Raw genomic sequence first — 14,334 nt, forward strand, 5'->3', positions numbered from 1 at the left:
GCGTCAGGGCGCAGGCGAGACGCGCTGTGGCCGGATCGAGCGCCAGCGCCCGTCCTCGAACACCACATCGGCGCCGCCCATCCACGGCACGCGGCTGAGGGGTCCGACGGTCACGCCCTGCCCCATGACGAAATAGACCGTATCCGCCTTGAGCGCCGTCGCTTCCGTCCGGGTATCGAAGCCATTCAGCGCCTGGCCATAGACGACCTGACGCAGGCCGATACAGCGTCCGCCGCGCGCCTCGATCGCCCAGACGACGGGTCGGTCGGCGCCGTTCGCCTCCTGCACCGTCAGGCTGCGCAGACAGGCTTTTTCCGGCCTGGCGGGATCAGAGCCGAAGCGGGCGACCGGCTGTTCCAGCCCCCCGCTGATATGGATGCCGATCATCGCCGAACAGGCCGACAGCCCCGCCAGCGCGCCCACGGACACAGCCCACGCGGCGCCGGTCTTCAGTCCTGGCTTCCGTCCCGACAATACGCGCATGATCGCTCCACGGCCCGACAGGGCGACGCGAGCATTCTAGAGCGCCTTCACGATCCCTTCGACCATCTTCTTGGCGTCTGCGAACAGCATCATGGTGTTGTCGCGGAAGAACAGCTCGTTCTCGACACCGGCATAGCCCGCCGCCATGCCGCGTTTGATGAACAGCACCGTGCCCGCCTTCTCCACGTCCAGCACCGGCATCCCATAAATGGGCGACTGCGGATCGGTCTTGGCCGCCGGATTGGTCACGTCGTTGGCGCCGATGACGAAGGCCACATCGGCCGAGGCGAACTCGCTGTTGATGTCCTCAAGCTCGAACACCTCGTCATAGGGGACGTTGGCCTCGGCCAGCAGGACGTTCATATGCCCCGGCATCCGGCCCGCGACGGGGTGGATGGCGTATTTCACCTCGACGCCCTCCTCCTTCAGCGTGTCGGCCATTTCGCGCAGGGCGTGCTGGGCCTGGGCCACCGCCATGCCATAGCCGGGCACGATGATGACCTTGGAGGCGTTCTTCATGATGAAGGCGGCGTCCTCGGCCGAGCCCTGCTTGACCGGCCGCGTCTCCACCGCCCCGCCGCCCGCCGCCGCGCCCGCCTCGGCGCCGAAGCCGCCCAGGATGACGCTGACGAAGCTGCGGTTCATGCCCTTGCACATGATGTAGCTGAGGATCGCGCCCGACGAGCCGACCAGGGCGCCGGTGATGATGAGGGCGATGTTCTCCAGCGTGAAGCCCAGCGCCGCCGCCGCCCAGCCGGAATAGGAGTTCAGCATGGACACCACCACCGGCATGTCCGCCCCGCCGATGGGGATGATCAGGGTCGCGCCCAGCACCAGACTGATGCCGAACACGGCCCAGAAAGCCCAGATCGCCGTCCCGCCCGTGCCGATCAGGATGCCGATCAGCAGGACCAGCGCCAGAGCCAGCGCAATGTTGATCAGGTGCCGCGCGGGCAACAGGATCGGCGCCCCGCTCATCCGCCCGTCCAGCTTGGCGAAGGCGATGACCGAGCCGGTGAAGGTGATCGCGCCGATGGCCACGCCCAGCGACAGCTCGACGATGGACAGGGTCTTGATCCCGCCTGCCGCCGTCATGATGCCGAAGGCGTCCGGCGCATAGACCGCGCCCACCGCCACCAGACAGGCCGCCAATCCGACGAGGGAGTGAAACGCCGCGACCAGTTGCGGCATGGCCGTCATCGGCACGCGCCTGGCGATCACCACCCCCGCGCCGCCGCCGACCACGACCCCGCCCGCGATCAGGGCCAGCGTCAGCGGGTCCAGCGCGCCCGAGGTTCCCAGCGTCAGCAGGGTGACGCCGACCGCCAGCGCCATGCCGACCATGCCCAGCGTATTGCCCCGTCGGCTGGTCTCGGGGCTAGACAGCCCCCTGAGCGAGAGGATGAACAGAACCCCCGCCGCCAGATAGGCCAGCGCCGCGATCGATGCGTTCATCCCCTCCCCCTCATTCCATGCTCAGATCAGAAAACGTTGACGACGGCGGGCGCGTCGCCGTTGGTGCCGGCGGCCTTGGCCTCGCCGTTCTTGACCACGGCCACGCCGACCGGGCCCTGACCGCCCGTCTTGGTCACGCGGCAGGTGCCGTTGTCGCCCGGCAGACGTCCGGCCATCCGGCCCGAGCCCGTATGGGTGATGCGGTTCATGTGGACGCCCTTGATGGTCACGGGCGCAAAGCGGCACTCCAGCGCCCACTCGGCGCCCTGCGGCGCGGCGACCGACCAGTGCAGGCCGTGATAGGGGTCCTTGCCCACCTCACGCGAGGACTGGGCCGAGGCGGCGCCCGCCACGACAGCGGCCGACAGGGTCAGGGCGGAAATCAGGGAAACTTTCATCACGCGATACTCTTGGGTGTTAGCGTTTGACGGATTGGGTTCGCGACAGACGCCACAGCGCCGCCGCAATGAAAAGAGGGCCCAGCAAAATCATCGCCCAGTCGAAGACCGTCATCTCACGATCCTGAATGATGACCCGCGTCACGATGGCGGCGAAGACCAGCACGATGCCGCAGTCCTGAAACCGCAGACGCCCGATAGGGTCGCTGACCCGCACCCAGCTCCAGACCCACAGGGCCACGCCCAGTCCGGTCACGGCCCATGACAGGTAAAAGGCCAGCATGATCGGCGACAGGGTCACGAGGCCTTGGGCCTTTCCTTCTTGCGATACATGGCCAGCATCCGGCGCGTGACCATGAAGCCGCCGAAGATGTTGACGCTGGCCAGCGTCACGGCGGCCACGCCCGCGCCCTTGGCGATCCAGGCGTTCGGCCCGCCCGCCTGCGCGCTCATCGCCGCCGCCGCGATCAGGCCGCCGACGATGATGACGCTGGAAATGGCGTTGGTCACAGCCATCAGCGGCGTGTGCAGCGCCGGCGTCACGCTCCAGACGACGTAATAGCCGACGAAGATCGACAGGACGAAAATCGCCAGGCGGAAGACGGTGGGATCGACGTGTTCCATCATCAACTCCTTGTCATCCCGGAAGCCCGCAGGGCTATCCGGGACCGCCGGAAACGCCGACGCTCGTTGCGGTCCCGGCTCTCCGCTTCGCTGCGGCCGGGATGACGGCTAAGGGCGCTCATCCCCTCACCCCCTCATGCACCACGGCCCCGCCATGCGTCACGACGGCGGCCTTGAGGATTTCCTCGTCCAAGTCGACCGACACGGCGCCGTCCTTCACCATCAGGCCGAGGAAGGCGACCAGATTGCGGGCGTAAAGGGCGCTGGCGTCCGCCGCGATGCGGCCGGGCATATTGGTCCAGCCGACGATCTTCACCCCATTGGCCGTGGTCACGACCTCGTTCGGCTTGGAGCCTTCGACGTTGCCGCCCGCCTCCACCGCCAGATCGATGATGACCGAGCCCGGCTTCATCGAGGCGACATGCGCCGCCGTCACCAACTTCGGCGCCGGGCGGCCGGGGATCAGGGCCGTGGTGATCACCACATCCTGCTTGATGATGTGGGCGGCGGTCAGTTCGGCCTGCTTGGCCTGATACTCGGCCGACATGGCCTTGGCGTAGCCGCCCGCTGTCTCGGCGGCCTTGAACTCTTCATCCTCGACGGCGACGAATTTGGCGCCGAGGCTCTCGACCTGTTCCTTGGCGGCGGGGCGCACGTCGGTGGCGGTGACGACCGCGCCCAGACGCCGCGCCGTGGCGATGGCCTGCAGTCCCGCGACCCCCGCCCCCATGACGAAGGTCTTGGCGGCGGCCACCGTCCCGGCGGCCGTCATCATCATGGGGAAGCCCTTGCCATAGGCATAGGCCGCCTCAATCACCGCGCGGTATCCGGCCAGATTGGCCTGTGACGAAAGCACGTCCATCACCTGCGCCCGTGTGATGCGCGGCACGAACTCCATGGCGAAGGCGGTGGCGCCTGCGCCCCTCAACGCCTCTACCGTGGCCTTGTCGCGCCAGGCGTCCAGCAGGCTGATGACAACCGCGCCGGGCTTCAGGGTGCTGATTTCCGACGCCGTCGGCCCGCGCACCTTCAACAGGATGTCGGCCCCGGCCAGCGCCGCCGACAGATCCGGCTTCACCGCCGCCCCGGCCTCGGCGTAGTCGGCGTCAGGGATGGACGAGCCCAGCCCGGTTCCGGCCTCGACCGTCACCGTCGCGCCGAGCGCAATAAGCTTCTTCACCGTTTCAGGCGTTACAGCGCAGCGCGTTTCGCCTTCACGGCGTTCGCGGGTCACGGCGATGGCGACGGCCAAGCGAATCCCTCCCTCTTCGTCAGGGTGCGACCGACGTTAGGCCAAAGCCTGAACGGCCGTCAAAGCCGCTTATGCGCTTTGGCCGCGATTTTCTTGCCTCATCACGCTGGTTTGGCGCGAGGACAGGCATTTTTCGCCCCTGCCGCCCCGATTGCACGCAAGCAAAAGGCCCGCCGGATGCTCCGACGGGCCTTTAAAGCGAAATCCTGTAAAGGATTCGTCCGGCTCAGTGCGCCTTCTTGCTCTTCAGCATGAAGAAGCCCGCGACGCCCAGAACGGCGCCGCTGATGAAGGCCGGGATGAAGCCCGCGCCGACGGCGAACCACACCGTCAGGAACAGGATCAGCACCGCCATCGCCAGCGAGACCCACTTGGTCAGGCCCATGAACAGGGCCCAGGTCCAGGCCTGTTCGGTGATGATCATCTCCCCGTGAACGTGGGGGGCGGCGTGCGCTTCGTGCTGGTCGGCCATCAGGTCTTCCAAAAAAGAGTCGGGATTTCGTCCGTCCTTATAGCGAGGCGGGCGCGCGGCTCAAGCCCGGCGCCGCTTCACCCGTCAATCCAGCGTCGCCAGAACGGCTTTTGCGAAGGCGGCGACGTCGAACGGCTTGCCCGCCGGGTCTTCGCCGCGCCGCACGATGACGATGTTTCGGCTGGGTACGATCACCACATACTGCCCCCGGTTGCCGAAGGCGGCGAAGGTATCAGACGGCACCCCGTCCGAGCGGTTCATCAGCCAGAAGGTCGCGCCATAGCCGAAGTCGCCCGTCGGCGGCTGCGGCCCGGTCGGCGCCGTGACGTAATCGCGCCAGCCTTCAGGCAGGATGCGCCGCCCTTCCCACACCCCGTCCTGCAGATACAACTGGCCAAAGCGCGCCAGATCGCGCGCCGTGGTCCAGACCTGGCTCGACAGGATGTAGTTGCCGCGCCAGTCCGTCTCAGCCCAGGTGTGTGTCATGCCCAGCGCATCGAACAGTTCGGCGGGCGGATGGGCCGCAAAGCCCGGCGCTGCCGCCATGGTCGCCAGCAGGGTGTCGTTGTTGGCGTAGCGATAGACCGTCCCCACCGGCGCCAGCAGCGGCCAGCCCGGCGCCTGCTCATCGACGGCCGTGCCGCCGAAATAGAGGTTGTCGGTGCGGTTGCCCGCCGTGTCGCTGGTCAAGCCCGACGACATCCGCATCAGGGCGTCGACGGTGATGGCCCCGCGCGGGTCGCCCGGCGTGCGCCAGTTGGCGATGGCGGCGGGCGCCATCACATCCAGTTCGCCGCGCTGGACCGCCGCGCCGATGACGGTTCCGGCCAGGCTCTTGGCCACCGACCATGTGCGCTGGGGCGTGTTCGGGCCAAAGTCAGGCGCATAGCGTTCCGCCACCCGCTTTCCGCCCTGCATCACCACGACGCCGGTGGTGTTGGTTCCCGCGCCGAATCCCTGATCGAAGGCGCGGCCGACGGCGGCGTCCAGCGCGCGGGCGTTCCCCTTGGGCCGCGCGGTCGGCATGTCGGGCGCCGAGGCCCGGCGCGCCAGCGGCGCTCGTTGCAGCGAACCGCCCGGCGCATAGCCCATCGGTTCGATGACGCAGCCGCGCCCGTCGGTCCATGTGGCGGCGCGGGCCGGGGCGGCGGCGTCCCACGCGACGGTGACGACGTTCCCCGTCATCTCGGCCTTCATGTCGCCGATCAGCGATTGCAGCTCGGGATAGATGCCGACCAGTTCGTTCGCCTCGACGCTGGCGACCGACCGTTCAGCGCCCGCCGCGCGGGCCGAATGGACGGCGCTGCACACCGTCAGCGCCTTATACCCCGCCGCAAGGGCGCGGTGATTGGCCGAAGCCTCAGTCTGGGCGGAAACCGTCGTCGGCAGGGCGAGAACGGCGGCGAGAACAAGAACACGGGACGCGATTTTCATGCCGCCACGCTTCAACGCCGCACGCGCCCCTGTCAACGCCTCAAAACTCACTCCTTCTCCCCTTGTGGGAGAAGGTGGCAGGCGCAGCCTGACGGATGAGGGGTGTCGGCGCGGCGGCGAGAATTCGAGGCGTCGCTCGCCACATGGCCTGTGTCGCGTACACACCCGTCATCCGGCCCTGACGGGCCACCTTCTCCCACAAGGGGAGAAGGACGTCAGAGCGCTTCGAACCGGTCGATCAGGCCTTCCAGCCGCTTGGTCCCGATGGTCCAGAAGGCCGGGTCGCGCGGGTTCAGGCCGAACGGCTTCAGCGCCTCGACATAGGTCCGCGCCCCGCCGCCGGACAGCAGCTCGCGATACAGGGGCGTAAAGCCCGCCGGATCCTTGGCCCGCGTCTCCATCAGCGCCGCGACCAGCAGGTCGCCGAACGCATAGGCGTAGACATAGAAAGGCGCGTGAACGAAGTGGCTGACATAGGCCCACCAGTCTTCATAGCCGGTCAGGTCGACGGACGGGCCGAGGCTGGCGCCCAGTTCCTCCATCCAGATGTCGCGGATGCGCTCGACCGGAACCTCGCCCGCCGCCCGCTCGTCGTGGAAGCGCGTCTCGAAGCGGTGGAAGGCGATCTGGCGCACCACCGTGTTCAGCCCGTCCTCGATCCGGCCCGCCAGCAGGGCGCGCTGTTCGTCCGGCGTCGCCTCGGCCAGCAGGCGGTCGAAGGTCAGCCCCTCGGCGAAGATCGACGCCGTCTCGGCCAGCGTCAGCGGCGTATCGGCCAGCAGCGACCCCTGCGCCGCCGCCAGCGTCTGGTGCACCCCGTGGCCCAGTTCGTGGGCCAGCGTCAGCACATCGCGCCGCTCGCCCATCCAGTTCAGGAAGACATAGGGGTGCCGATCCGCCGTCACCGGGTGGGCGTAGGCGCCCGACTGCTTGCCTGCCCGCGCCCGCGCATCGATCCACGGCCGGTCGAAGAACCAGCCCGCCCGGTCGGCGAAGTCTCCGCCCAGATCGGCGAAGCTGGACAGCACCACCTCACGCCCGCCCGCCCAGTCATAGGCGCGCGACGCCGCCGCCTCGATCGGCGCGTTGCGGTCCCAGTGGGCCAGCTTGTCCTTACCCATCGCCTGGGCCTTCAGCGCATAATAGCGATGCGCCAGACGCGGATAGGCTTCGGCCACCGCCTCGGCCATGGCGTCCACGCTCTCGCCGTCGACCTCATTGCCCAGATGGCGGCTGTCGGCGGGGCGTTTGAAGCCGCGCTTTTTGTCCTCCAGCGCCTTTTCGGCGGCGACGGTGTTCAGCACCATGGCCATGGTCCGGGCAATGCCGGAAAAGGCCGTCGACAGGCCCTCGCCCGCCGCCTGACGCTTGGCGCCGTCCGCGTCGCTGAGACGGTTCAGCCCTTCGGCCAGGGTCAGCTCCTCATCCCCGACCGGCGCGCGCAGCACCGCCAGCGTCTCGTCGAACAGACGCGGCCACTGGGCCTGAATCGGCCCGCGCTCGGCGATGAAGGTCTCAAGCTCAGCCGACAGTTCATGCGGCTTCATCGCCCGCACCCGGCGCAGCCACGGCGCCCAGCGCGCGGCGGACGCATGGGCCGCCAGCGCCGCCTCCACCGCCGCCTCGTCCAGAGCATTGATCTCCAGCGTCAGCCAGACGGTCGGGGTGGCGATGACGGTCAGCTTCTCGCGGATATCAGCCTCGAAGCCCTGCGCCGCCGCATCCTCGCGGTTGGTCGAGGCGGCCAGAAAGGCATAGGCGCCCAGCCCTCCCATCACGTCCGCCGCCTGTTCGTAAAGCCCGATCGCCTCGTCCAGCGCCCGACCCAGTTCAGCGCCCGAAAGCGCGGCCAGCCGCCCCTGCCAGCCGTTCATCCGCTCCACCAACGCCCCCGCGCGCTCCAGATCGGCGGCGATGCGCGGGTCTTCACGCGAAGTATAAAGGTCGGACAGATCCCACACTGGGGCGTCGGCGAAGTCGGTCGGTTTCACTGGGGCGTTCATGCCCTTGGTTGTGGGGAGCCGGTGGACGCGATGCAAGCCGCACCCTTCCTTCTTCTCCTCTCACGGGCAGAAGAGAACTCAGACCCGCGTCTGGTCCCAGGTTCCGAACTCGTGGGCGATGCAGCGGTCGATCAGCAGGCGCCAGACCGGCTCGGCGATATCGGGCGACAGGCCGGCGGGTTCGGCCGCCTTCAGCACCTTGGCCACCACATCGTCGATGCGGGCCTGATCGAAGACGGCGTCGCGGTTCGGCTTGATGCGGGCGGCGGCGTCCATATAGCGCTGACGCTCGGCCAGCAGCGTCACCAGCGCGCGATCCAGCGCATCCACGCCCTGACGCACATCGGCCATGCTGGCGCAGTCTTGGGGGGCCTTGCGTTCGTCGATGGCGACGGTGCGGGGGGCGGTCATCAGGTCAGCCGACAAAGGCGCGCTCCAGAACATAGTCGCCGGGTTCGGCGTTCGAGCCTTCTTTCAGGCCGTAGGATTCCAGCAGTTCGCCGGTCTCCTTGATCATGGCCATCGAGCCGCACAGCATGACGCGGTCGCTGTTGGGCGAGAAGCCGATGGGCAGTTGCAGGTCGGCGAAGACGTCGCCCGACTTGATGCGGTCGGTGATGCGACCCGGCGTCTCGAACCGTTCGCGGGTCACGGTTGGATAATAGGTCAACTGGGCCCTGGCCTCGTCGCCGATCAGCGGGTCGTCGTGAATCTCGTGGCTGAAGAAGTCGCGATAGGCCAGATCCGAGATGTTGCGCACCGTGTGGCAAACGATGACCTGCTTGAAGCGCGAATAGGTTTCAGGGTCGCGCGCGACCGACAGCCACGGCGCCAGTCCGGTGCCGGTGCCGATCAGCCACAGACGCTCGCCCCCGGTCAGGGCGTCCAGCACCAGCGTCCCGGTCGGCTTCTTGCCCATCAGCACGCTGTCGCCCGCGACGATCTTCTGCAGGCGCGAGGTCAGGGGGCCGTCCTCGACCTTGATGGAGAAGAACTCCAACTCCTCGGCCCAGAAGGGGCTGGCGATGGAATAGGCGCGCAGCACGGGCTTTCCGCCGTCTTCGCCCGGCAGGCCGATCATGACGAACTCGCCCGAGCGGAAGCGGAAATCCTCGGGCCGCTTTACGCCAAAGCTGAACAACTGGTCGTTCCAGTGGCGGACCCACAGGACTTCGAGTTCGTGGAAAGGACTGGCCTTGACGGGCGGGGCTGAGGGGGAGGCGTCAGACATGGCGACTACCTAGGCCGTCAGGGGCGGTTGCGAAAGTCTCGCGAGGGTCGCAGCGGCGTATTGAACTCAATTTCAGGCAGCCGCGGCCGTGATTCCTTACCCTTCTCCCGATGGGAGAAGGTGGCCCGATAGGGCCGGATGAGGGTTCCCGGCATCCGTCGGCGTAAGCCGCCGCGACACGGCTAGACGCCGACTGACGGGTTGAACCCTCACCCTTTCGCCTTAGCCAATCGCTTCGCTCTTGGAGGCTCAAGCCCTCTCCCATCGGGAGAGGGATGAAAGAGGGATGACGACGGAGGATTCCGTCTCTAGCTTCACCATCATGCGCACTCTTCTTCTCGCCTCGACGATCCTGATGGCTGCGACCCCGGTGTTCGCACAGTCCTCGCCTCAACCCGCAACGCCGCCCGCCGCCACGGCGCCTGCGTCCTCGATCCTGACCGTCGAGCGGGTGTTCGCCAATCCGTCGCTGGCCGGGCCGGTGGCCAAGGGCGTCAGCCTGTCGCCCGATGGCGAACTGGTCGCCTTCCTGCGCTCGCGCGAGGATGATGTGGACGTGCTGGACCTGTGGGCCGCGCCGGTGAAGGGGGGCGAGCCGTTCAAGCTGATCGACGCCCGCGCCCTGGTTCCCGACGCGGGCGAACTGTCCGAGGCCGAGAAGGCGCGGCGCGAGCGCATGCGGATTTCGCAGCGCGGCGTGGTCGAATATTCGTGGGACGAGCAGGGCCGCTACATCCTGGCTCCGCTGGAAGGCGATATCTTCCTGGCCAACCGCGCCGACGGCAGCGTGCGGCGTCTGACCGAGACGGCGGCCGATGAGATCGACGCCAAGGTCTCGCCCAAGGGATCGTTCGTCAGCTTCGTGCGCGACCAGAACCTGTTCGTGGTCAATCTGGAGACGGGCGCCGAACAGGCGATCACCACCGACGGCAAGGACCTGATCACCTGGGGCGCCGCCGAGTTCATCGCTCAGGAAGAGCTGGACCGCGACACCGGCTATTGGTGGAGCCCGAACGAGCGCTACATCGCCCTGCAGCGCACGGACGAAAGCCCGGTCGACGTCATCCCGCGCCTCGACATCACCGGCGGCGGCGCCTCGGTGGCCCAGCAGCGCTACCCCCGCGCCGGACGGCCCAACGCCGTGGTCGAGCTGTATGTTCAGGACGTGCAGGCGGGTCAGCGGGTCAAGGTCGATCTGGGCGCCGACACGGACATCTATCTGGGCCGAGTGAACTGGGCGGCGGACGGTTCTGTCGCCTATGTTCAGCGCCTGTCGCGCGACCAGAAGCGGCTGGATCTGCTCAGCGTCGATCCGGCCACGGGCGCCAGCCGGGTGATCGCCAGCCAGACCTCGAACGCCTGGGTCAACGTCACCCATGACTTCAAGGCGCTGAAGGACGGGAACTTCATCTGGTCCAGCGAAGAGAGCGGGTGGCGTCACCTGTATCTCTACAACAAGGACGGGCGTCAGCTGCGGGCCGTCACGCGCGGCGACTATCCGGTGAAGTCGCTGGACGGCGTCAATCAGGACACGGGCGAGGTCTTCTTCACCGCCTCCATGCGCGACGGCAGGGAATATCCGATCGAGCAGCAGCTGTTCCGCGCCAGCTATAAGCGCACCCTGGCGCCGACCGAGGTCACGCCGCGCGGCGGCTGGTGGAGCGCCACGGTCAATGGCACCGGCACGGCCTATGTCGGCAACTATACCGACGTAAACACCCCTTCGCAGTCGGCGCTCTATTCGATCAACGGCCAGCGCGTGCGCTGGATCGAGGAGAACAAGCTCCAGCCCGGCCACCCCTTCTGGCCCTATGCGGAGCGCCAGCAGAAGCCGAGCTTCGGCACGCTGCAGAGCCACGGCGAGACGCTGATGTGGCAGATGACCACGCCGCCGGGCTTTGACCCGTCCAAACGCTATCCGGTGGTCATGCAGGTCTATGGCGGCCCGTCGGCGGGCGGGGTGAAGAACGGCTGGCAACCGGCGACGAACCAGTTGCTGACCGAGGCGGGCTATATCGTCTTCCGTCTGGACAACCGGGGCGAGGGCGACCGTTCGGCCGCCTTCAAACAGGCCCTCTATCTGAAGATGGGCCAGCCCGAGATCGAGGATCAGGTCATCGGCGCCGACTATCTGCGCTCGCTGCCCTATGTCGACGCCGACCGGATCGCCATCATGGGCTGGTCCTATGGCGGCTTCATGAGCCTGATGGCGCTGACCGAGCCGAAGATGGGGCTGGCCGCCGCATTGGCAGGCGCTCCGCCGACGGAATGGAGCCTGTACGACACCGCCTATACCGAGCGCTATATGTCGACGCCGCAGGGCAATGTGGCGGGCTATGCGGCGTCTGACGTGCTGGGGCGTCTCGACAATATGACCGGGCGTCTGCTGCTGATGCACGGCATGGCGGACGACAACGTCATTTTTGAAAACACCACACGGGTCCTGAACGCCCTGCAGGAAAAGAGCATTCCGTTCGAAACCATGCTCTATCCGGGTCAGCGCCACGGTATTCGCGGCAATGACCGCCAGTTGCACCAGTGGCGGACCTATCTCGACTTCCTGGACCGCACCATCGGAACGCGCGCGCCGCAGAAGGCGGACTGAGGCGGCTTCTGACCCGGCGGAACCCGGCCCCGCGGCCGCCGTTCCGCCGGAATGGAAAAGTTGTTCAATCATCTGGCCAACACGACGGCCAAGCTGGCCGGGCGGCCGTGGACCTTCATCATCTGCGTGGCGATGGTGCTGGTCTGGGCCGTGACGGGGCCGGTCTTCCATTTCAATGAGACGTGGCAGCTGGTGATCAACACCGGCACGACCATTGTCACCTTCCTGATGGTGTTCCTGATCCAGAACACCCAGAACCGCGACGCCGCGGCCATGCACGCCAAGATGGACGAGCTGATCTATGCGGTGAAGAAGGCCGACGCGGGCTTCATCGGCATAGAGCACCTGACCGACAAGGAGCTGGCCGACATCCTGCAGGAGGTCGAACGACGCGGCCGCGACATCCACGCCGGCCACCCCGCACGCCCGGTCCGAAGCCGCCCGGCGTCACGGGTCGAGACGTGATGCGGCCCGCATGAAAAAGGCCGCCGAGCTTTCACCCGGCGGCCCCTGATCTGTTCGACGCCTCTCGCAAGAAGAGAAGACGTCCGCTTCAGCCCTTCAGGCTTTTCAGCGCCAGTTCGTGGCGATAGGCCGCCACATCGGCCAGCGCCGCATCCAGCGCCGTGCGCACCCGCTCCAGTCCGGCAGGCGCAGCAGCCTGCTCTCCAAACTCGACCTCTTCGCAGACCTGGGCCAGGGCCTTGGCCCCGATGCCCGCTCCGGCGCCGCGGATGGTGTGAACGGCGTCGCGCCAGCCCTCGCTGGACGAATCCAGCATGGCCGACCACATGCGGGCCTGTTCGGCGAACAGGCCCAGCACTTCTTCCGTCACATCATCCATGCCCGCTGTCATGGCTTCGAGGACGGTGAAATCCACCGCCCCCGACAGGTCGCGTCTGGCCATTCAGCCTTCGGCCTCTTCGCCCTTGGCCAGACGCGAGTTACGCGACGACCAGATCAGATAGACGGCCAGACCGAACAGGTTCCACAGCAGGAAGTAGAACTGGGTCGAGCTCTTCAGGCTGAAGAAGAAGACGATGCAGCCGACGATGGCGATGCCGCCGACCAGCCACCACAGCGGCGCCTTGAACTTGCGCTCGCGGTTCGGCTCGCGCACGCGCAGGACGATCAGGCTGACGCCCACGGCCATGAAGGCCATCAGGGTGCCGGCGTTGGCCAGCGAGGCCAGTTCGTCCAGACGCATGATGCCCGCCAGGAAGGCCACGACGATGGCGGTGAACACCGTCACCACGGCCGGAACGCCGCGCTTGGAGATCTTGGCCAGACGGTTTGGCAGCAGGCCGTCGCGCGACATGCCCAGGAAGATGCGGCTCTGGCCGAACAGGAAGGCCAGCAGCACGGTCGGCAGGGCGATCACGGCGGCGGCGGCGATCCACTGGGCGGCGACGCCCTGGCCCAGACCGCGCATGATATGGGCCAGCGGCTCGGGGCTGTCGGCGAAGCTGGACACCGGCGCAGCGCCGATCGCAGCGGCGGCGACGGCGATATACAGCACGGTGCAGACCACCATCGAGCCGACGATGCCGATGGCCAGATCGCGCTCGGGCTTCTTGGTTTCTTCGGCCGCCGTGGCGATGGCGTCAAAGCCGTAGAAGGCGAAGAAGATGATGGCCGCAGCCGCCATCACCCCCGTCTGCACGAAGGGCGCCCCGAAGCCGTTGGGCATGAAGGGCGTGAAGTTGGCCGTATCGAAGTGCGGCATGGCGATGGCCACGAACACCACCAGGGCGGCGATCTTCACGAACACCAGCACCGCGTTCAGCGTGGCGCTTTCCTTGGTGCCCAGCAGCAGCAGGCCCGTCACCACGGCGATGATGAAGATGGCCGGCAGGTTGATCAGCCCGCCCTCGACGTGCGGCCCCACGGTCAGGGCGAACGGCAGGTCGATGCCCAGTCCCGCCAGGAAGGGCACGGCATAGCCGGACCAGCCGACGGCGACCGTCGACACGACCAGCGAATATTCCAGGATCAGGCTCCAACCCACGACCCAGGCGAAAATCTCGCCCAGCGCGGCATAGGAATAGGTATAGGCGCTGCCCGATGCGGGCATGATCGTCGAAAGTTCGGCATAGGCCAGCGCCGCACAGGCGCACACCAGACCGGCCAGGGCGAAGCTGATCAGCACCGCCGGACCCGCCAGACCCGCGCCGACCCCGATCAGCGTCAGAATGCCGGTGCCGACGATGGCGCCGACGCCCAGCGCCATAAGGTGCGGCCACCCAAGAGTTTTTTTCAGCCCCGGCCCCGAATTCGGTGCCAGCATCACGTCGATCGAACGTCGACGATTCCAGAACGCCATAATCGTTTACTCCCCCTGCCGCACTTGTATTGGCGGCTGAATCAAGGCGCGACC

The 14,334-nt window shown here is 67.2% G+C and carries 15 protein-coding genes; 2 read left to right on the top strand and 13 right to left on the bottom strand.

The annotated features are described in order from the left end of the window. Positions 1-3: 3 nt before the first annotated feature. The 11 genes from ABE454_RS12555 to ABE454_RS12605 all read right to left on the bottom strand — a co-directional run bounded on the left by ABE454_RS12555 (position 4) and on the right by ABE454_RS12605 (position 9,352). On the bottom strand, positions 4-483 hold the full coding sequence (locus ABE454_RS12555) for a hypothetical protein (RefSeq protein ID WP_346532140.1): 480 nt from the start codon (positions 481-483) through the stop codon (positions 4-6). A gap of 36 nt (positions 484-519) precedes the next feature. After that, positions 520-1,938, bottom strand: coding sequence for an NAD(P)(+) transhydrogenase (Re/Si-specific) subunit beta (locus tag ABE454_RS12560; RefSeq protein WP_346532142.1), 1,419 nt, complete (start codon positions 1,936-1,938; stop codon positions 520-522). A gap of 26 nt (positions 1,939-1,964) precedes the next feature. Further along, entirely contained in the window at positions 1,965-2,336 is a 372-nt protein-coding gene (locus tag ABE454_RS12565) for a hypothetical protein (RefSeq protein ID WP_346532227.1), read from the bottom strand. 19 nt (positions 2,337-2,355) lie between these two features. Beyond that, a complete protein-coding gene (locus tag ABE454_RS12570; RefSeq protein ID WP_346532143.1) occupies positions 2,356-2,637 on the bottom strand; it encodes a hypothetical protein in 282 nt (93 codons plus the stop codon). Beyond that, entirely contained in the window at positions 2,634-2,960 is a 327-nt protein-coding gene (locus tag ABE454_RS12575; protein ID WP_121482436.1) for an NAD(P) transhydrogenase subunit alpha, read from the bottom strand. The genes ABE454_RS12570 and ABE454_RS12575 overlap by 4 nt, the downstream gene beginning before the upstream one ends. A 118-nt stretch (positions 2,961-3,078) precedes the next feature. Continuing rightward, the gene (locus ABE454_RS12580; RefSeq protein ID WP_346532145.1) at positions 3,079-4,212 is read right to left on the bottom strand and encodes a Re/Si-specific NAD(P)(+) transhydrogenase subunit alpha; all 1,134 of its coding nucleotides are present in this window, start codon (positions 4,210-4,212) and stop codon (positions 3,079-3,081) included. Positions 4,213-4,438: 226 nt separating this feature from the next. Beyond that, positions 4,439-4,684, bottom strand: a complete 246-nt coding sequence (locus ABE454_RS12585; RefSeq protein ID WP_346532147.1) for an aa3-type cytochrome c oxidase subunit IV — start codon at positions 4,682-4,684, stop codon at positions 4,439-4,441. Positions 4,685-4,768: 84 nt separating this feature from the next. After that, complete coding sequence (locus ABE454_RS12590; RefSeq protein ID WP_346532149.1) at positions 4,769-6,118, bottom strand: serine hydrolase domain-containing protein; 1,350 nt, start codon at positions 6,116-6,118, stop codon at positions 4,769-4,771. 215 nt (positions 6,119-6,333) lie between these two features. Next, positions 6,334-8,121, bottom strand: coding sequence for a M3 family oligoendopeptidase (locus ABE454_RS12595; protein ID WP_346532151.1), 1,788 nt, complete (start codon positions 8,119-8,121; stop codon positions 6,334-6,336). Positions 8,122-8,199: 78 nt separating this feature from the next. Further along, complete coding sequence (locus tag ABE454_RS12600; RefSeq protein WP_346532228.1) at positions 8,200-8,532, bottom strand: chorismate mutase; 333 nt, start codon at positions 8,530-8,532, stop codon at positions 8,200-8,202. A 4-nt stretch (positions 8,533-8,536) separates the two neighbouring features. Beyond that, the gene (locus tag ABE454_RS12605) at positions 8,537-9,352 is read right to left on the bottom strand and encodes a ferredoxin--NADP reductase (protein WP_346532153.1); all 816 of its coding nucleotides are present in this window, start codon (positions 9,350-9,352) and stop codon (positions 8,537-8,539) included. A gap of 322 nt (positions 9,353-9,674) precedes the next feature. Between ABE454_RS12605 and ABE454_RS12610 the strand changes: the two genes are divergently transcribed. Both ABE454_RS12610 and ABE454_RS12615 read left to right on the top strand, forming a co-directional pair. Further along, positions 9,675-11,957: a S9 family peptidase gene (locus ABE454_RS12610; RefSeq protein ID WP_430826314.1), complete on the top strand. Its 2,283-nt coding sequence runs from the start codon at positions 9,675-9,677 to the stop codon at positions 11,955-11,957. A 51-nt stretch (positions 11,958-12,008) separates the two neighbouring features. Then, positions 12,009-12,422, top strand: coding sequence for a low affinity iron permease family protein (locus ABE454_RS12615; RefSeq protein ID WP_346532157.1), 414 nt, complete (start codon positions 12,009-12,011; stop codon positions 12,420-12,422). 88 nt (positions 12,423-12,510) lie between these two features. Here ABE454_RS12615 and ABE454_RS12620 read toward each other — a convergent pair whose 3' ends face one another. Together ABE454_RS12620 and ABE454_RS12625 are read right to left on the bottom strand one after the other, a co-directional pair. Next, the gene (locus ABE454_RS12620) at positions 12,511-12,864 is read right to left on the bottom strand and encodes an Hpt domain-containing protein (protein ID WP_346532158.1); all 354 of its coding nucleotides are present in this window, start codon (positions 12,862-12,864) and stop codon (positions 12,511-12,513) included. Beyond that, positions 12,865-14,280: an amino acid permease gene (locus ABE454_RS12625; protein ID WP_346532160.1), complete on the bottom strand. Its 1,416-nt coding sequence runs from the start codon at positions 14,278-14,280 to the stop codon at positions 12,865-12,867. Between the last annotated feature and the right edge of the window lie 54 nt (positions 14,281-14,334).

The sequence above is a fragment of the Brevundimonas diminuta genome (assembly GCF_039673845.1).
Taxonomy (GTDB): Bacteria; Pseudomonadota; Alphaproteobacteria; order Caulobacterales; family Caulobacteraceae; genus Brevundimonas; species Brevundimonas diminuta_E.